16 protein-coding genes are annotated in these 18,397 nt (G+C 69.3%); 9 read left to right on the top strand and 7 right to left on the bottom strand.

Annotated elements, in window-relative coordinates:
* Positions 1-1,033: 1,033 nt before the first annotated feature.
* From ABZX37_RS25340 to ABZX37_RS25330, 3 genes are all read right to left on the bottom strand, one after another.
* On the bottom strand, positions 1,034-2,065 hold the full coding sequence (locus ABZX37_RS25340) for a sigma-70 family RNA polymerase sigma factor (protein ID WP_354743470.1): 1,032 nt from the start codon (positions 2,063-2,065) through the stop codon (positions 1,034-1,036).
* Between the two features lie 277 nt (positions 2,066-2,342).
* Positions 2,343-2,768 (bottom strand): D-aminoacyl-tRNA deacylase, encoded by a 426-nt coding sequence (gene dtd / locus ABZX37_RS25335; RefSeq protein WP_354743468.1) that lies wholly within the window; start codon positions 2,766-2,768, stop codon positions 2,343-2,345.
* Positions 2,765-4,297 (bottom strand): methyltransferase, encoded by a 1,533-nt coding sequence (locus tag ABZX37_RS25330; protein WP_354743626.1) that lies wholly within the window; start codon positions 4,295-4,297, stop codon positions 2,765-2,767. The genes dtd and ABZX37_RS25330 overlap by 4 nt, the downstream gene beginning before the upstream one ends.
* Here ABZX37_RS25330 and ABZX37_RS25325 point away from each other — a divergent pair.
* Together ABZX37_RS25325 and ABZX37_RS25320 are read left to right on the top strand one after the other, a co-directional pair.
* Positions 4,290-5,582, top strand: coding sequence for an amidohydrolase (locus tag ABZX37_RS25325; protein ID WP_354743466.1), 1,293 nt, complete (start codon positions 4,290-4,292; stop codon positions 5,580-5,582). The genes ABZX37_RS25330 and ABZX37_RS25325 overlap by 8 nt on opposite strands.
* Before the next feature lie 8 nt (positions 5,583-5,590).
* On the top strand, positions 5,591-5,935 hold the full coding sequence (locus ABZX37_RS25320; RefSeq protein ID WP_354743624.1) for a DUF3099 domain-containing protein: 345 nt from the start codon (positions 5,591-5,593) through the stop codon (positions 5,933-5,935).
* A 375-nt stretch (positions 5,936-6,310) separates the two neighbouring features.
* Here the strand turns inward: ABZX37_RS25320 and ABZX37_RS25315 are convergent, their stop codons facing one another.
* The 3 genes from ABZX37_RS25315 to ABZX37_RS25305 are packed head-to-tail and all read right to left on the bottom strand — an operon-like array spanning position 6,311 to position 8,757.
* On the bottom strand, positions 6,311-7,180 hold the full coding sequence (locus ABZX37_RS25315; protein WP_354743464.1) for a carbohydrate kinase family protein: 870 nt from the start codon (positions 7,178-7,180) through the stop codon (positions 6,311-6,313).
* Entirely contained in the window at positions 7,177-8,091 is a 915-nt protein-coding gene (locus ABZX37_RS25310; protein ID WP_354743462.1) for a pseudouridine-5'-phosphate glycosidase, read from the bottom strand. The genes ABZX37_RS25315 and ABZX37_RS25310 overlap by 4 nt, the downstream gene beginning before the upstream one ends.
* A 9-nt stretch (positions 8,092-8,100) precedes the next feature.
* Positions 8,101-8,757, bottom strand: a complete 657-nt coding sequence (locus ABZX37_RS25305; protein ID WP_354743460.1) for a hypothetical protein — start codon at positions 8,755-8,757, stop codon at positions 8,101-8,103.
* Between the two features lie 84 nt (positions 8,758-8,841).
* Between ABZX37_RS25305 and ABZX37_RS25300 the strand changes: the two genes are divergently transcribed.
* Together ABZX37_RS25300 and ABZX37_RS25295 are read left to right on the top strand one after the other, a co-directional pair.
* A complete protein-coding gene (locus ABZX37_RS25300; protein ID WP_162834726.1) occupies positions 8,842-9,084 on the top strand; it encodes a DUF3039 domain-containing protein in 243 nt (80 codons plus the stop codon).
* Between the two features lie 126 nt (positions 9,085-9,210).
* The gene (locus ABZX37_RS25295) at positions 9,211-10,059 is read left to right on the top strand and encodes a hypothetical protein (RefSeq protein ID WP_354743458.1); all 849 of its coding nucleotides are present in this window, start codon (positions 9,211-9,213) and stop codon (positions 10,057-10,059) included.
* Position 10,060: 1 nt separating this feature from the next.
* On the opposite strand, the gene ABZX37_RS25290 is transcribed toward ABZX37_RS25295, so the two are convergent.
* Positions 10,061-11,272: a YihY/virulence factor BrkB family protein gene (locus tag ABZX37_RS25290; RefSeq protein WP_354743456.1), complete on the bottom strand. Its 1,212-nt coding sequence runs from the start codon at positions 11,270-11,272 to the stop codon at positions 10,061-10,063.
* A 227-nt stretch (positions 11,273-11,499) separates the two neighbouring features.
* Here ABZX37_RS25290 and ABZX37_RS25285 point away from each other — a divergent pair, with 227 nt between their 5' ends.
* From ABZX37_RS25285 to ABZX37_RS25265, 5 genes are all read left to right on the top strand, one after another.
* Positions 11,500-13,245: a DEAD/DEAH box helicase gene (locus ABZX37_RS25285; RefSeq protein ID WP_354743622.1), complete on the top strand. Its 1,746-nt coding sequence runs from the start codon at positions 11,500-11,502 to the stop codon at positions 13,243-13,245.
* A gap of 352 nt (positions 13,246-13,597) precedes the next feature.
* Positions 13,598-14,734 carry a substrate-binding domain-containing protein gene (locus ABZX37_RS25280; protein ID WP_354743454.1) on the top strand — a complete coding sequence of 379 codons (1,137 nt, stop codon included), beginning with the start codon at positions 13,598-13,600 and terminating at the stop codon, positions 14,732-14,734.
* 96 nt (positions 14,735-14,830) lie between these two features.
* Entirely contained in the window at positions 14,831-15,604 is a 774-nt protein-coding gene (locus ABZX37_RS25275) for an ATP-binding cassette domain-containing protein (protein ID WP_354743452.1), read from the top strand.
* Between the two features lie 17 nt (positions 15,605-15,621).
* On the top strand, positions 15,622-17,055 hold the full coding sequence (locus tag ABZX37_RS25270; RefSeq protein WP_354743450.1) for an ABC transporter permease: 1,434 nt from the start codon (positions 15,622-15,624) through the stop codon (positions 17,053-17,055).
* Positions 17,056-17,077: 22 nt separating this feature from the next.
* Complete coding sequence (locus ABZX37_RS25265) at positions 17,078-18,247, top strand: ROK family protein (protein ID WP_354743448.1); 1,170 nt, start codon at positions 17,078-17,080, stop codon at positions 18,245-18,247.
* Positions 18,248-18,397 lie beyond the last annotated feature (150 nt).

The following is an 18,397-nucleotide window of genomic DNA, read 5'->3' as shown; positions in this document are numbered from 1 at the left end:
GGTACTCAGCGGGTTCCGCCCGGTCGCACGGGCGCGGGGACGCTGTGGGATAGCGCACGCCAGCGGCGCTCCCCGCGGGTTTCGGGCAGGCATGGTCGGGAGGCCGGGCCCACCCCGACGGACCCGACCTCCCGGGGAAAGCGGACCGGATGCGCACACACCCGCCCCGCGTGACTAACGGGACCCCCGCCGGCGCGTTGACCGGACGCCGCACAGCGGGGGTCGCGAACGCTTGCTACCCAGCGCCCGGAACCGCCAAACGCGAACGAGACGCGAATTCCACCATCGGGTGCACAGAGTGGTGACGGGATTGCGGTGGGTATCAGCGGAAACGGGATCAACGGGAGAAATCGGGGGACGGAAGGAGGACGGTGCGCGTTAGTGGGGCTAAAGGGGCTGGTGGGGCTCAAGTGGCTTATGTGGCTGGTGGTGTTGGTGAGGCGATTTGTCGGCAAATGCTCGGCGATCGCCGAGACGGCTAATGAAGCGGATGCCGAGACGGCCGAGACGGGCGAAATCCGGGCCTGGGCATGACAAAACCCCCGGTCCGGGGATCGAACCGAGGGTTCTCTGCAACCGGCGGCACCGTCGGCTGCTGACTGAGATCGCTACCGGCGGCGCCGTCCGCTGCTCGCCGAAATCGCAACTGCGGGCACCACCTGCTGTCCGCCGGGATGGCGGCTAGCGGCACCATTCGCTGCCGACTGAGGTCGCTACTGGCAGCACTGCCCGCTGCCTGCCGAGATCGCAACCAGCGGCTCCACCCGCTGCCCACTGACATCGCTGCCAGCGGCATCACCGCTGCCCACCGAAAAGATGGATCTGGCCAGAGGATTCCGCCCCGCCCGACCAGGCCCCACCCGGTCCCCAGCGGAAACCCCGGCCTGCCTGCCCGCGTGCTTGCCGCGAACCGCGCTCACCGGACCCCACGCCCGGTCAGCCCGCCGCGGCAGCCCGAATCAGCTCGCCGGTCGGCTTCTCCGCCCTCTCCGGGACCCGGGCCCCGAACCCTGGCCCCGGAGAGGGAAGAAACTCAGCTGGCGTACGCCCGCAGCCGGTCGGCGCGCTCGCCCTGGCGCAGCTTCGCCATGACCTCGCGCTCGATCTGCCGCACGCGCTCGCGGGACAGGCCGAAGTGCTTGCCGATCTGGTCGAGCGTGCGCGGCTGGCCGTCGTCGAGGCCGTAGCGCAGCCGGATGACGTGCTGTTCGCGGTCGTCCAGCGTCGCCAGGACACGACGAAGGTCGTCCTGCAGCAGACCGGAGATCACGGCGCTCTCGGCGTCGGTCGCCTCCGAGTCCTCGATGAAGTCGCCCAGCGGGGCGTCTTCCTCGGTGCCCACCGGCATGTCGAGGCTCACCGGGTCGCGCGACTGGTCGAGCAGGTCGGAGATCTTGTGCACCGGAATGCCCGATTCGGAGCTCAGTTCCTCGTGCGTCGCGTCGCGGCCCAGCTGCTGGTGCAGGTCGCGGCGGATCCGGGCCAGCTTGTTCACCTGCTCGACCAGGTGGACCGGCAGCCGGATCGTGCGGCCCTGGTCCGCCATGCCGCGGGTGATGGCCTGGCGGATCCACCACGTGGCGTACGTGGAGAACTTGAATCCCTTGGAGTAGTCGAACTTCTCCACCGCGCGGATCAGGCCCAGGTTCCCCTCCTGGATCAGGTCGAGCAGCGGCATGCCCCGGCCGGTGTAGCGCTTCGCGAGCGACACCACGAGCCGGAGGTTCGCCTCCAGCAGGTGGTTCTTCGCGGTGTGGCCGTCGCGGATCAGCGCGCGCAGCTCCTTGCGGCGCTGGGCCGTGAGGTCCTCGACGGTGTCGAGCATGTGCTGGGCGAAGACCCCGGCTTCGATCCGCTTCGCCAGCTCGACCTCGTCGGCCGCGGTGAGCAGCGCGGTCTTGCCGATGCCGTTCAGGTACACGCGCACCAGGTCGGCGGCGGGGCTCTGGGCGTCGAGGTCGGCGTCGGTGAGCGCCCCCACGCTCGGACGCTCCTCGGTCTGCTGTGCTGGAATCCGGCGCTCGCGAATCCCGCGCGCTTCGCGTTCGAGAGTCTGGACTGACATTCTGCCTCCCCGGTCACGGGCTGAACGTGTCTCGCCGGCGCCTGCGGGACGGGGCCTGTGGAATCCCGTGTCCGCGGGCCCAGCCGGCTTGGCTGGACACTGGTCTCAACGCCCCGGGAAGCTGAAACGTTCCCGGCTCGCTGAAATGAGGACGGGCGTACCCGCCTCGCGGTTGCTCCACCAAAACTGAGGTTTTGCTGAGAACCGCACCGCCCCGGGAAATGCGTGCGAATCGCGCGCTGTGCCTTCGATGTTACGCGCCCCGTTCCAATGTGGTCTAGACCTCAACGAGAACGGTGAACGGGCCGTCGTTCACGCTTTCCACCGCCATCTCCGCGCCGAACCGTCCGGTCGAGACGGTCGCGCCGCGGCCGCGCAGTTCCGCGACCACGGCGTCCACCAGGGGTTCGGCGATTTCCGGCCGGGCGGCGGCGGTCCACGACGGGCGACGGCCCTTGCGGGTGTCGCCGTAGAGCGTGAACTGCGACACCACAAGCAGCGGCGCACCGGTCGTCGCGCAGGATTCTTCGTCGCGCAGCAACCGGAGTTCGTGAAGTTTGCGGGCCATCGTTTCGGCTTTTCCGAGATCGTCGTCACGGTGCACGCCCAGCAGCACGAGCAGCCCCGGTTCCTTGATCTCTCCAGTGATCTCCCCCGCGACGGTCACGCTCGCGCGGGTGACCCGCGCCGCCACCGCCCTCACTGCGGCGAACCGGGCACGAGCATCCCGTGCCGCACGAGTTCGCGGACAATCGGCAACGCCGAGGCGGTCAGTTCGGCCGAATCGAGGCCCTGCGCGGCGGACAGCAGGTCCAGCAGATCCGACAGCGGCAACGCGCCGCGGCAACCCGCGAGAAGCCGCGTCGTGAGTTCGTCGACCTCGTGCTGCCAACCCGGTCCGTCAGTGCGGTGCAGCCGGCGCACGGTCGTTTCCCAGCCTTCGTCGCCGGGTGAATCGACGCGTTCGAGCAGCACTGTTTCGGGTACCCGAAACGCTACGTCCAACACATTGTCGCCGTGCGTACGCAGCCACTCGACGCGGTCGAGCCAGTTCGCTGCTTCGGGGCCCAGCGGGTCGTCGTAAGCCTGTCGCAGGTCTTCGCAGACAACAGTCGGCGTCTGACCGTTCGCGCGCCGCAGCGTCACGAAGCCGAAACCGATGCCCTGTACGTCGTTTTCGGTGAACCAGTCGAGCCACGCTGCGGCTTTCGCGCGTCCTTCGGGCGAGCGCGGGTCGATGCCTTCGTCGCGCAGCCAGGTGCCGACGTACAGGCCTGGGTCGGCGACGTCGCGCTGTACGAACCAGGCGTCGGTCTCAGGCGGCAGCCAGCGCGCGACGCGGTCGCCCCAGTCTTCGCCGCGTCGGTGCAGCCACGACGCGAGCAGCTGACCGGTGCCGCCGTCGTTGAGGAAGCTCGGCAGCTGACGGACGACCAGCGCACTCGCGTCGTCGCCGGCCAGACCGGAGTCGCGGTAGGTGTAGTCGACGCGCGGCGGGCCGACCACGAATGGCGGATTGCACACCACCTGGTCGAACCGGCGGCGCGCGACCGGCGCGAACCACTCGCCGCGCAGCAGTTCGACGTCCAGCTCGTTCAGCCGGAACGTGCCCGCGGCGAGGGCGAGCGCGCGGGCCGACACGTCGGTCGCGGTCACCCGCTGCGCGTGCCGGGTCGCGTGCAGCGCCTGGACGCCGTTGCCGGTGCCCAGGTCGAGCAGGGTGCCGACGGGGCGGCGGCTGGTCGCGCGGATCAGGCTCAGCGACGCGTGCCCGACGCCGAGCACGTGGTCCTCGGGCACGACGTGGCCGAGCATGTCGGCGTCGAGGTCGGAGACGACCCACCACGAGCCGTCCTCGTCGCCGTGCGGGCGGATGTCGAGCGCGGCGCGGAACTCGTCCCCGACGGTCCGGAGGATGCCCGCGGCCACCGCGTCGTCCGCGCTGAGCGGCGCGAACGCCGACGAGACAGTCTTCTCCGGCTCGGCGAGACCGAGCAGGAACAGCCGGATGAAGACGCCGAGGTCCCCAGCGTCGAGGCTCGCGCGACGGGCGGGTTCGGGCTCGCCGCGGCCGAGCGCCGTGTGCGCCGCGCCGCCGAGCGCGTCGACGACGCCGTCAGCGTCGTAGCCGGTGCGTCGGAACGCTTCGCGCAGACGCGCGCAGACGTCGTCGGAAAGGTCAGGAAGAGGCGTGTTCGTGCTCACGGTGGGTAAGCCTGCCACGATGAGCATCGTGACCACCGAGACCACCGAGCGTGTCCTGGCTCCGCTTGAAGCGGCACTGCCGGAGCTTGAAGCGCTGTACGTCGATCTGCACCGTCATCCCGAGCTGGCGTTCACCGAAACCCGGACGGCGGCGGAGCTGGCCCGACGGCTGACTGAAGACGGCTTCGAGGTGCACACCGGCATCGGTCGCACCGGCGTCGTAGGCGTCCTGCGCAACGGCGAAGGACCGACTGTGCTGCTTCGCGCGGACATCGACGCGTTGCCGGTCGAGGAGCAGACGGGGCTGTCGTACGCGAGCACTGCGCGCGGCGTCGACTCCGAGGGTCGCGAGGTGCCGCTGATGCATGCCTGCGGGCACGACATGCACGCGACGTGGCTCTCGGGCGCCGCGCATGTCCTCTCGGCTTCGCGGGACGAGTGGTCCGGCACGTTGCTCGCGGTGTTCCAGCCTGGTGAGGAGGTCGGGGACGGTGCGGCCGGGATGGTCCAGGATGGTCTTTTCGAGCGGGTCGGCCGTCCTGACGTGGTCTTCGGGCAGCACATCGTGCCTGGTCCGGCCGGGTGGGTGCTGACTCGTCCCGGGGTGATCATGGCTGCGACGGAGAACCTGCGAATCACCCTGCACGGTCGCGGCGGGCATGGGTCGCGGCCGGAAACCACGGTTGACCCGGCGGTGCTGGCGGCGTCTGTGGTGCTGAAGCTGCAGACGATCGTGTCGCGGGAGATCGCGGCGACTGAGCCCGCGGTGGTGACCGTTGGCTCGATGCATGTCGGGACTGCAGCGAATGTGATCGCTGACCATGCCGTGCTGGAGGTCAATACTCGCGCCTTCGACGACGCTGTGTTGCTGCGGCTGCGAAAGGCGATCGAGCGGATTGTGAACGGGGAGGCCGCGGCCGCGGGGGCGCCTCAGCCGCCGACCGTGGAGGTCGTTGCGTCTTATCCGGTCACGGCGAACGACGCTGCCGCGTCGGATGAGCTGACTGAGGTGTTTCGCGGGCACTTCGGTGCGGAGGCGACGATGCCCGCGCCGTTGGTCACCGGCAGTGAGGACTTCAGCGAGTTCGGCCGGGCGGCTGGGGTGCCGTCGGTGTTTTGGCTGGTCGGCGGGTTTGACGCGCAACAGGTGATCACCGCGATGACGGAAGGGCGGTTTGAGACTGACGTGCCCTCGAATCACTCGTCCAAATTCGCGCCGGTGCTGCATCCGACGTTGCGGACCGGGGTCGAGACGCTGGTCGTCGCTGCTTTGTCCCGGTTCGCTCGCCCGGGTGTCGCGGAAGGGCGGTGAGTGAGACGATGGAACACGGAGGTGGTGCTGTGAACGCACCCCACGGACCGGATCCCCGCCCCGAGCCTGTGCTGATCACCGAGGCCGAGCCGTCGCTGGACGATCAGCTGGCGGCGCGGAAGCGGAAGTACGTCATTATGATGGTGTGTCGTATTCCTTGCCTTGTGCTGGCCGGGTTGACTTATCACACGTGGTGGCTGGCTATTCTGTTTTTGGTGATTTCTATTCCGTTGCCTTGGATTGCCGTGTTGATCGCTAATGACCGGCCGCCTCGGAAGTCCGAGAAGGTTAATCGGTATGCGGCGGATGCTCGGCAGATCGAGGGGCGGAAGCATCGGGTGATTGACGGGTAGCTCGTCGCCTGGCGGCGACATTGCGCCCATCGTTGCGTGGGGCACCCCGAAGCTTGATTGTGCTGACGGACGGCGGGTGCTTGTCAAGGCGGGAAAGATGCCTTGACGAGCACCCGCCGTCCGCGTTTTTGGCTTCGTATCGGGGTGCGGGGGTGGTGTGGGTGCCTCGCTCGTTGGGTGCGTCGGCTGCGGTTTGGGTGGTGGCGGGGGCTAGCGCCCCAATGTGGCGTTGGGTGCATGTGACGCACCGAATGCCACATTGGGTGCGCGGGATGCACCCAACGCCACATTGGGGCGTTGCGGTGCGAGGGGTGGGTCGTGAGGGGGACCCTGAGGGAATCAGGGTCCGTGAGGGTTCCCCTCACGGAATGCGCGTCAGGGTTGGGGGCCGATTCGGCTTACTGCCAGTGCGCCTAGTCGGGTGCCTGCGCGTAATACGTCCACTGTGGACTTTCCGGCCAGCCAGGTGGTGAGGACGCCTGCGTCGAAGGCGTCGCCCGCGCCGGTCGAATCCACGCAGGTTGTTTCTACTGCGGGGACTGAGGCGACGCCGGTTGCGTCGATCCAGCTCGCGCCGTCCAGGCCTGCGGTGACTACTACTGCGCCGACCGCGGCTAGCAGTTCGGTGGCGGAGGACGGGTCTGCGGAGCCGGTCAGGGCGACTAGTTCCTCGGTGTTCGGCATGAGGAGGTCGGTGCCGCGTACGTCGTCCAGGAAGGCTGCGGGGTCGTGGATGTGGGCGGCTGCTTGGGGGTCCACGGAGGTGGTTAGGCCCGCTTCCTTCGCGGCGGCCAGTGCGGCTAGGCCTGCGGGGCGGGACGACGGGTCCAGCAGGACGTAGCCGGACAGGTGCAGGTGGGTGGAGCCGGTCAGCGACTCGGGCGTGACGTCTTCGGGGGCGAAGCGTTTGTTCGCGCCTCGGTCGGCGAGCATGCTGCGTTGGCCTTCGCCGTCTACCAGCACGACTACGCAGCAGGTCGGGGCTTCGGGGTCCGTGGCGAAGGCGCAGCGGACTCCGGCGGCTTCCAGCTCCGCCTTGATCAGGCGGCCGCCGGAATCGTTGCCGATTCGGGCTACCAGGGTGGTTTCCGCGCCCAGGGAACGCAGCCACAGGGCGGTGTTCGCTCCCGCACCGCCGCCGGTGAAGCGGATTGCCGCTCTTGCGTCGCCGCCGTGGGGGAGGGGCTGGTCGTGTCGGGCTACTACGTCCAGGCCTGCGTCGCCTACTACTACGATTCCGGTCACGACAGGGCCACCGCTACTTCGGTCGCCAGTTTGGCGTTGGAGAGCACCAGCGCTTCGTTCGCGTCGATGCTGACGCCTTCGCTGGCGGTGTGGAAGTGCTCCAGCAGCACGGGAGTCACGTCTGCGCCGTGCACGTCGGCGTCGGCCAGTTTTGCCAAACCCTCCCGCAAGAGGCGGTCGTGCTGGGCACGGTCCATTTCGGACTCCGCGGGGATCGGGTTTGTCAGCAGTACGCCGGAATTCGAGTAGCGCCGGTGGGCGGAGATTACCGCGGCGGCTTGTTCCGCGTCCTCGACGCGCCAGCCGACGGGGTGGCCGGAGGAGCGGAGGTAGAAGGCGGGGAAGTCGTCGGTGCGGTAGCCGAGGACTGGCACCGAGTTCGTTTCCAGGACCTCAAGGGTGGCGGGGATGTCCAGGACTGACTTCACGCCGGAGCACACGACCACGGTGGGCACCTTGGCGAGGACGCCGAGGTCTGCGGAGACGTCCCAGCTCTGTGCCGCGCCCAGGTGCACACCGCCCAGGCCGCCGGTCGCGAAGACGCCGATTCCGGCTGCTGCGGCGAGGGCGGAGGTGCCGGCGACCGTCGTCGCGCCGGAGCGGCCCAGGCCGACCGCTGGGCCAAGGTCGCGCAGGGACAGCTTGTCCAGGTCGGCGTCCGGGGCGCAGACGCGCTCCAGTTCGGCGGCGGAGAGGCCGATGACCGGCCGTCCGTCCAGCACGGCGATGGTGGCCGGAATGGCGCCGCCGTCGCGCACGGTTTGCTCGATTCGGCGGCCGACGTCGAGGTTCCGTCCGTACGGGAGGCCGTGCGAGAGGATCGTGCTCTCAAGGGCGACGACGGGGTGACCGTCGCGCAACGCCGAGGCGACTTCCTCGTGGACGAACAGGGGAGTGGTCTGGGTGGTCACGACCGGACATCATCTGTGATCGCCGCGTGCGCTGCGGAATCGGGTCAGCTCTGCCCGCAGATTTCGCCGCGCGGCGGATTCCCAGCGTGAGCGGGCGGCTTCGGTGAGGTACAGCGCGGGCCGGTCGAGGAGGCTTTCGAGGACCGCGGCGCGGCCGGTCGCCCAGGCGTCGTCGGGGTAGCGCGCGTACTCCTGGCGCACGTTGTCGACGTACACGGCGTACGCGGTAGGCGGTGCGCCGAGGATGGCTAGGTCGGCGTCGAGGAGGGCTGCTGCGGCGAAGTCGCCTTCGGGTGCTTCGTGGGCGGCTGTGGCCAGTACGAGCGCTTCGGCCTGGTCGATGTGCGCGTCGGCAACCCCTGCGCGAGTAAGCCAGTGGCGCAGCCATTCCGCGCTGCGTTGTTCGTCTTGGTTGGGTACGGCGTCATAGACCACGTCGTGCGCCCACGCGGCGAGGACGACGACGGCGCGTTCATGGAAGGGCAGGTCGGCCGCTAGCTGCTCGGCGTCGTGTGCGACGGCGGTGGCGTGGGCGAGGTCGTGGTAGCGGCGGTGGGACTCGGTGTAGCGCGTTTCGAGGTCGGCCCAGGCGTCGTGGCCGACGTGGTGGTCGCCGCCGAGGCGGGCGAGCGCGCTGTGCCACCGGGGTGCGGGCTCGTGCGGCATCCGGGCTCCTGAGGGGTCCCTTGGCAGGTCAGACGAGCCTAGCCGGGCATGACCGCGGGCGCGGCGCTGAGGCATGATGGTGGGGTGAGCACCGAAACGCTGACCAAGCCGGAGACCGACAGCACCGAGTCGACCGACGACGACACCCCGAAGATGTTCCACTACGTGCGCAAGAACAAGATCGCCGAGAGCGCGGTCATGGGCACGCACGTCGTGGCGCTCTGCGGCGAGGTCTTCCCGGTCACGAAGTCGCCCAAGCCGGGGTCCCCGGTCTGCCCCAAGTGCAAGAAGATCTACGAGGGCCTCCGTCCCGGCGGCGACGACTGATCGTTTCCCGCGCGTCCCGGTGCGCGGGAACAAAGGTGAAAATCCTTCACTCGGTGGCTGTGCACCCGGGGAGGAACTGGTAGACCTGCTGTCCGGCCAGTCGCCTCCCCGCAGGAGTGTCCCCGTATGCGCGCAACCGGGATCGTGCTTTCCCTCGTCGTCCTGCTGTCCGCCTTCAGCGCCGTCGCGGCGGGTGCCGCGAACGCGGTGACCGGGTGGACCACCGTCGGCTCAGACCGTGCCCGTCCGCTTGACGAAAGCCAGGGCCTCGCCACTGTCGAGCGCCCTTCGGGCACGAGCATCCGCTACACCGGCATCGGCACGGTCGACCCGGGTCTGGCCGCGAAGGGCTGGAACCACATCGGCGACCCGGGGTCCGCGAAGGGCTGGTACGTCGAGCCCTATCAGCGTGATGACCGCGGCGCGAAGCTCTTCCGCGTCGAGGCCCCGGACGGCTCCCGCGCCGATTACCAGCACGCGCTGGAATCGTGGGAGGCCAACAACAATTCGTTCGCCGCGGTGTCGCCCGACGCGCGCTGGCTGGTGTCCGGCGAGTGGGGCACGATGGACCGCCTGCTCGTCTACCCGATGCCCGGCGTCGCGGCCACCGATCCCGGCCAGAACCTGCCGTACGCCTCGGCGGTCCGGCTCGACCACCCGGTGCGCGACGTCCAGGGCTGCGACTTCGTGTCCGCGACCCGGATGATGTGCTCCTCCGACGACCCGGACGGCAGCCTCTTCGGCACTACCAAGCCCTTGCTGCAGGTCGATCTCTCCGGCTCGGTCTCCGGCTCCGACGTCACCGGGCACGTCACCTCGCTCGGCCAGCTTCCGCTGGAAAGCGGCTGCAGCGGCAACTTCGAGGTCGAGGGCATCGACTACGACGAGCGCGACGGAACTCTGCGCGTGGTCGTGATGTCGCCGAGCGTCTGCATCGCGTTCGACAGCAAGACGTGGCGGTTCCGCCAGGGCTGAATCAGCCCTGCTGTGGGCGCCGCTGGCGCGGTTCCGGGCCGGGAGACGGCTCGGAACCGGCTCGCTCGTCGGCCCGCTCGGGCCTCGCGAGCTGCACGGTCTCCGATTCGGCGTGCTTCACCTCGGCGCCGTTCGGCGCCTCGGACTCGGCGTCGGCTGCTTCGTCTTCAGGGTGCCGTTTCGGCCGCCGCAACGGCATCGTCGTGCGGTCCCACAGCTTGCGGCCCTCCTCGGCCCGCATCCGCTCGGTCGCGCGCTCCATCTCCAGCCGCCGCCACTTGCGCCGCTGCCGCCGGGTCGCCTTCGCGGGCCACAGCTCCTGGATCGCGCTGTTGAAGTACGCGCCGCCGACCACGGCGAGGCCGATGAAGAACATCAGCAGCAGGAACGCGATCGGCGCGGCCAGCGCGCCGTAGGTGTAGCCGGTTTTGGTGATCCAGTTCAGGTAGATCCGCAGCCCGATGCTCGACACCAGGAAGACCACGCCGGCCAGCATCGCGCCCGGCAGCCCTCGGTGCCAGGGCAGCCGGCGAGGCAGCGCGAGCTTGTACAGCGTCGTAAGCGCGAGCGCGATCATCACGCCCAGCACCGGGTAGTAGAGCGTGCCGACCCAGGAGGAGACCGTCGGACGCCAGTCGACCGGGAAGAACTCCGGCAGCAGGTCCGGCCCGATCGCCAGCAGCGGCAGCCCGACCACGAGCCCGATCAGCGCGCACAGGTACAGCAGCAGCGCGAAAATCCGCTGCCACACCTCGTTGCGGACGCCGTACTGGTCGTGCGCGACGGTGATCGCGTCCACGAACGACGACATCGCCGACGAGCCCGCCCACAGCGAGATGACGAAGCCCACGGACACGATCTCGCCCTTGCCGACGGTGAGGATGCTGTTCACCGTCGGTTCGATGATCTCCTGCACCGCGTTCGCGCTGAAGATGGTGTGGCTGAAGGTGATGATCCGGTCGTGCACCGCGGTGACCACGTTCTGGCCGAACCACTCGCCGATGAACCCGACGCTGCCGAGCAGCCCGAGCAGCAGCGGCGGGAGCGACAGCGTCTGCCAGAAGGCCGCCTCGGCGGCCTCGGAGAAGATGTTGCCCTCCCACGCTTTCGCGAGCGTGCGGGTGAGCAGCCGCCACGGCCCCCTGCGCACGGTCTTCTCCGGCACGCTCTTCTTCGGCTCTGCCTCGCCGGCGTCCGGTGTCACCTCGCCCATGGTGTGTCCCAGCATGGTCCATGCGCGCGGTTTTGGCTCGTCACCCCCGCCGAGAGGGGGCGTGTCGGAGGACACCACCCGTGGCGGTGCCCGGCGCCCGCGGGCGCGGAAGGTAAGCTGGCCGACGTGCCCTCATCGCGGCGCCCGGCGGCGAAGCCGGTGCCACAGTGGGGGTTTTCGCACGTCACGGCCGCGCCGAGCGGCCCGAGGAGGGGGTGAACCGAGTTTTGTCCGAGACGACCCAGCCGGTCCTCGGGGCGCCGCCCGCAGAGAAGGACTCCACCGCGCGCCCGCTGCGCGCCTGGCAGCGCCGAGCGCTCACGAAGTACCTGTCGAGCCGGCCGAAGGACTTCCTCGCGGTCGCGACGCCGGGCGCGGGCAAGACCGTCTTCGGCCTCCGGATCGCCGCCGAACTGCTCTCGGACCGCACCGTCGAGGCCGTCACGATCGTCACCCCCACCGAGCACCTGAAGCACCAGTGGGCGTCCGCGGCCGCGGCGGCGGGCATCCCGATCGACTCGAACTTCCGCAACACCACCGGCGTCACGTCGTCGGACTACCGCGGCGTCGCGGTCACCTACGCGCAGGTCGCCGCGCACCCCACGCTGCACCGGGTGCGCACCGAGAACCGCAAGACCCTGGTGATCCTCGACGAGATCCACCACGCGGGCGACGCGAAATCCTGGGGCGACGCGACCAGCGAGGCGTTCACGCCCGCGGTCCGCCGCCTCGCGCTCACCGGGACCCCGTTCCGCAGCGACGACTCGCCGATCCCGTTCGTCGCCTACGAACCGGACGGCGGCGGGTTCCAGCGCAGCAAGGCCGACCATTCCTACGGCTACTCCGACGCGCTCGCCGACGGCGTGGTCCGGCCGGTCGTCTTCCTCGCCTACTCGGGTGAGGCGTCGTGGCGCACGAGCGCGGGCGAGGAGTTCACCGCGCGGCTGGGCGAGCCGCTCACCGCGGAGCAGAACGCGCGCGCCTGGCGCACGGCGCTCGACCCGTCGGGCGAGTGGATCCCGGCGGTCCTGCAGGCCGCCGACACGCGGCTCAGCCAGGTGCGCCAAGGCATCCCGGACGCGGGCGGCCTGGTGATCGCCACCGACCAGGAAACCGCGCGCGCCTACGCCAAGATCCTGGAACGGATCTGCGGCGAGACGCCGACGCTGGTGCTGTCCGACGACCCGAAGGCGTCCGGGCGGATCAGGGAGTTCTCCGAAACCAGGGAACGCTGGATCGTCGCGGTCCGGATGGTGTCCGAGGGCGTCGACGTCCCGCGGCTGGCCGTCGGCGTGTACGCGACCAGTGCGTCCACCCCGCTGTTCTTCGCACAGGCCATCGGCCGTTACGTGCGGGCCCGGAAAAAGGGCGAGACGGCGAGCATCTTCCTGCCGAGCGTCCCGGTGCTGCTGGAGCTGGCCAGCGAGCTGGAAGCGCAGCGCGACCACGTGCTCGGCAAGCCGCACCGGGAGAAGGAAGGCTGGGACGACGAACTGCTCGCCCAGGCCAACCGCACCGAGGACGAACCGGGCGAGGAGGAGAAGGCGTTCACCTCGCTGCACGCCTCGGCCGAGCTCGACCAGGTCATCTACGACGGCAACTCGTTCGGCACCGCGGTCTTCTCCGGCTCCGACGAGGAGCAGGAGTATCTCGGCCTTCCCGGCCTGCTGGAGCCGGACCAGGTCCGCGCGCTGCTGCGCAAGCGGCAGGAAGAGCAGGTCTCCGACGAGAAGCGGCGCAAGCCGAAGACCGAGGAACCGGCCGCGCCGCCGGTCCGGTCGCAGTCGGTGAGCGAACGGCTCGGCGCGCTGCGCAAGGAACTCAACGCGCTCGTCGGCGTCTACCACCACCGCACGAAGAAGCCGCACGGCGCGATCCACAACGAACTGCGCCGCCAGTGCGGCGGCCCGCCCACCGCGATGGCGACGGTGGAGCAGCTCGAAGAGCGGATCGTCACGCTGCGCTCCTGGTAGTCCGGCGGGATTCCCGCGCGCGTTCCCGTCCCTGGGGGCACGCTCCTTGACCTGGTAGAACCGGGTGTCCGGTTCGGCCCGGGCGCCCGATCGGGCACTCCTGCCCTCTCGACCGGACAACACCGGACAAGTTCTCGTTACGCTCGGTACGTGGCCGGGGTCACTCCGTCAGACGAGCCGCCAGATGAGGGCCGTGTTGCCGAACTGTGTCCATTTGGTGTCGGTTACTCGATCCCGGCATCTTCCCCAGAGCCGCTCGGCGGCATATGTTGTCGGCCACAACATATCTGCGACGGTGCACCGGGGGACCCTCTCCGATCACCCCGCGAGCATGATCGGAGAAGGAACGAGGATGCGCAGCAGAACCCTTACCCTCATCGCCGCGACGGTGAGCGCCGGCCTGGCGCTTTCGGCGTGCGGCGCGAACAGCGCGGGCTCCGGCAACTCGGGGGACAGCAAGAGCTCCGCCTCCGCCCCGGCGGGCGGCGGCGCCAGCGGCAAGGTCGGCGTGATCCTGCCGGAGACCGCCACCTCGGCCCGCTGGGAAGCCTTCGACAAGCCGATGCTGCAGGCCGCGCTCTCCGCGCAGGGCTTCAGCGCCGACATCCAGAACGCCCAGGGCGACAACCAGAAGTTCTCCACCCTCGCCGACGGCTTCATCAGCTCGGGCGTCAAGGTGCTGATCATCGCCCCGTCCGACCCCTCGGTCGGCGCGGCGATCGAGGCCAAGGCCAAGAACGCGGGCATCCCGGTCATCGACTACGACCGCCCGAGCCTCGGCGGTTCGGCCGGCTACTACGTCTCGTTCGACAACGAGAAGGTCGGCGAGATCCAGGCGCAGGGACTGGCCGACGCGCTGAAGAGCAAGCCGGGAGCCAACGTCGTCCAGATCGAGGGCGCGCCGACGGACAACAACGCGACCCTGTTCGGCAACGGCCACGACAAGGTCCTCAAGCCGCTGTACGACTCCAAGGCGCTGAACCTCGTGCAGAAGCAGGCCATCGACAACTGGGACGCCCAGGTCGGCGGCACGACCTTCGAGCAGATCTTCACCCGCGTCAACGGCAAGGTCGACGGCGTCGTCGCGGCGAACGACGAGCTGGCCGGCGCGATCATCACCGTGCTGAAGAAGAACGGGCTCAACGGGAAGGTCCCGGTCACCGGCCAGGACTCGACCCCGGCCGGCCTGCAGGCGATCCTGCGCGGCGACCAGACGCTGACGATCTTCAAGCCGATCAAGGAAGAGGCCGAGAACACCGCGAAGCTCGCGGCCGCGCTGGCCAAGGGCGACACGGCCGCGGCGGACGCGATCGCCACCGGCAAGCTGCACGACCCGAAGAACAACCGCGACCTGAAGTCGGTGCTGCTGCAGCCGCAGCTGATCACGATCAAGGACATCAAGACCGTCGTCCAGCAGGGCTACGTCAAGGCGTCCGACATCTGCACCGGCGACCTCGCCGCCAAGTGCACCGAAAACGGCATCTCCTGACGCCGCAGTAACTCCCCGCCAAGAGCAGCCGGGCCGGGACGCGTTCCCCCGACACGCGTTCCGGCCCGGCATCCACGCGAGAGACAAGCGAATCCCATGAGCGAGCCCATTCTCGACATCACCGGCCTGAACAAGAGCTTCGGCCCGGTTCACGTCCTGCACGACGTGGACTTCGCCGTGCGGGCGGGCGAAGTGACCGCGCTCGTCGGCGACAACGGGGCCGGCAAGTCCACTTTGGTCAAATGCATCGCGGGCATCCACCCGTACGACACCGGATCGGTGCGGTTCAACGGCGCGGACGCGCACATCCGCGGCCCGAAGGACGCCGCCGGACTCGGCATCGAGGTCGTGTACCAGGACCTCGCGCTGGCCGACAACCTCGACATCGTGCAGAACATGTTCCTCGGCCGCGAGCGCGGCAGCAGCTGGCTGCTCGACGAGGCCAGCATGGAGAAGGCCGCGCGCGAGACGCTGGCGTCGCTGGGCGTGCGCACGGTGAAATCGGTCCGCACCTCGGTTTCGTCGCTGTCCGGAGGCCAGCGCCAGACGGTCGCGATCGCGAAATCCGTGCTGTGGAACAGCAAAGTGGTCATCCTCGACGAGCCGACCGCCGCGCTCGGCGTCGCGCAGACCAAGCAGGTGCTCGACCTGGTCCGCAGGCTGGCCGAACAGGGCCTCGGCGTGGTGCTGATCAGCCACAACATGGCCGACGTGTTCGAGGTCGCGGACCGGATCGCGGTGCTCTACCTCGGCAGGCTCGTCGCGGACGTCCAGACGAAGGACGTGACGCACAGCCAGGTCGTCGAACTCATCACCGCGGGCCGATCGGGCGACCTCGGCCTGGCCCGTCCCGAAGCTGTCGCGCTGTGAGCGAGAAAGAACCTGCCATGACCGAAACTTCCGAGAAGCCGCAGACGCCGGACGCACCCGCCGGGGCGATCGCCGACTTCGGCATCGACACCACCTCGATGTCCACCGGCGAGGCGATCAAGGACTACTTCGCGCGGATGAAGGACGGGCAGCTCGGCTCGATTCCCGCCGTGCTCGGCGTGATCGTGCTCGCCGTCCTGTTCAGCGCGCTGTCCGGCGACTTCTTCACCCTGCAGAACATCGCCAACCTGCTGGAGCAGGGCGCGGGCCAGACCATCATCGCGATGGGCATCGTGTTCGTGCTGCTGCTGGGCGAGATCGACCTGTCCGCGGGCACCGCTTCCGGCGTCTGCGCGTCGCTGATGGCGCTGCACTATGTCCGCAACGGAAACTTGCTGGGTTCCATGGGAACCGGCGTCTTCATCACGTTCATCGCGGTGCTCGTGCTCGCGGTGGTGCTCGCGCTGCTGCAGAAGATCTGGGCCGGGGCGGCGGTTTCGCTGGTCGGCATCGTGGTGATCCTGGTCGGCGCGCCGGTCAACGCGTGGGTCGAAATGCTCATCGCGGTCTGCACCGGCACCGCGATCGGCTGCATCACCGGTTTCCTGGTGTCGAAGATCGGGATGCCGTCCTTCGTCGTCACGCTGGCGCTGTTCATCGTGTGGCAGGGCGTGATCCTGCAGTTCGTCGGCGAGGGCGGCACGCTGCCGATCGGCACCAGCGACACGCTCAACGCGGTGGCCAACGGCAATCTCTCGGTGGTCGGCAGTTGGGTGCTGTGCGTCGTTGCGGCGGGCGGTTACGCCGCGCTCGCGCTCGGCCAGCACTTCTCGCGGCTCAAGCGGGGGCTTGTCGTGCAGCCGACGCCGATCGTGCTGGCGAAGGTCGGCGCGCTCGCGGTGGTCGCGGTGGTCGCGACCGCCCTGCTCAGCATCAACCGGTCGCCGAACAGCCTCGTGGTGATCGAAGGCGTGCCGTACGTGGTGCCGATCGTCCTGGTCCTGCTGGTGGCGGGCACCTACGTGCTCAACCGCACCAAGTACGGCCGGCACCTGTACGCGGTGGGCGGCAACAAGGAAGCCGCGCGCCGGGCCGGCATCAACGTGCCGAAGCTGCGCACCAGCGTGTTCGTGATCAGCTCGTCGTTCGCGGCGATCGGCGCGATCGTGTACTCGTCGAAGGTCGGGTCGGTCAGCGGCCAGTCCGGCGGCTTGAACACGCTGCTGTTCGCCGTCGGAGCCGCGGTCATCGGCGGCACGTCGCTGTTCGGCGGCAAGGGCCGGATCATGGACGCGGTCATCGGCGGCGCGGTGCTGGCGATCGTGAACAACGGGCTCGGCCTGCTCCAGCAGAAGGCCGCGGTGGTCGACATCATCACCGGTCTGGTGCTTTTGCTGGCCGCGACCGTCGACGCGCTCTCGCGACGGCGGGCTGACGCATCGGCTCGCTGAGGGCTGATGGGAAGATGACTCGGTGAGCAGCCCGCCCGTCGCCCGCCCGGACGAGGTGCGCCGGCACAACCGCACGACCCTGTTGCGCCTGCTGCACGTCGGCGGGCCCAGTACGCGGGCTGCCCTGGCCACCGAACTGGGGCTCAACCGGAGCACCATCAAGACCCTCGTCGACGGCCTCGCCGAGGCGGGAGTGGTCGAGGAGAAGGTGCCGAGGCCGGGACGAGGGGCGGGCCGCCCCTCGCTCCTGGTCCTGCCGCAGCCGCACGCCGCGGTGGTGCTCGCGGTCGACCTGCAGGTCGAGCACGTGGCGATCGCGCTGGTCGGGCTCGGCGGGCAGATTCTCGGGCGCAACAGCTGGAATCTGCATGCCCGGACGCGGACCGCGGACGAGGTCATCACGCACGTGATCGAGTCGACCCGGGTGCTGGCCGGGGATCTCGGCGTGGAACCGGTGGCGGTCGGGGTCTCGGTGCCCGGGGTGGTCCGGCGGGCGGACGGGCTGGTGCATGAGGCGCCCAACCTGCGGTGGACCGATGTGGCGCTCGGGGAGCGGCTGTCCGCGGTGCTGCGGATTCCGGTGCTGGTGGCCAACGACGCCGAACTGGGTGCTGTTGCCGAGCATCTGCGCGGCGCGGCCCGGGGGTCTTCGGATTCGGTTTACGTGTCCGCGGATGTCGGCGTGGGCGGCGGAGTGATTTCGCAGGGGTCTTCGCTGCGCGGGGGCGCGGGGTACGTCGGCGAGATCGGGCACATGGCGATCCGGCCTGGCGGGCGGGCTTGCTATTGCGGGAGCCGCGGGTGCTGGGAGACCGAGATCGGCGAGGCGGCGTTGTGCCGGGCGTTGGGGTTGCCCGAGGACACGCCTCGTGGCGCGATTCTCGTTGAGCTGCGCGAGCTGGGGCTGGATGCTGACTCGGCTGCTGCTCGGCTCGAGGAGTACGCGGAGTGGCTCACGTTGGGGTTGGTCAACGTGGTCAATCTGCTGGGGCCTGAGCTGGTGGTGCTGGGGGATTTGCTGACTGTGCTGCCGGAGTCGGTGATTCGGGCTATCGCCGAGGACGTTCGGCGGAGGAGTTTGGTCTCCCGGGCTGTCGGGGGGACTCGGATTGTGAGTTCGGCTTTGGGGGCGGATGTGAAGCTGCTGGGGGCGGCTGAGGTGGCTTTCGAGGTGGTTCTGGATACGGTTTGAGGCTTGTCCTCGTGGCGTCGGTGCGTTCCGCATCGCGGGTGCGGGTGGGCACCCCGAAGCCAATTGTGATGACGGGCGGCGGGTGCTTGTCAAGGCGGGAAAGATGCACCGAATGCCACATTGGGTGCGTGGGATGCACCGAATGCCACA

This window comes from Amycolatopsis sp. NPDC004079 (assembly GCF_040610415.1).
Lineage (GTDB): Bacteria > Actinomycetota > Actinomycetes > Mycobacteriales > Pseudonocardiaceae > Amycolatopsis > Amycolatopsis halotolerans.
The sequence above is the reverse complement of the archived record's forward strand: the minus strand, read 5'-3'. Positions and strand labels throughout refer to the sequence as shown.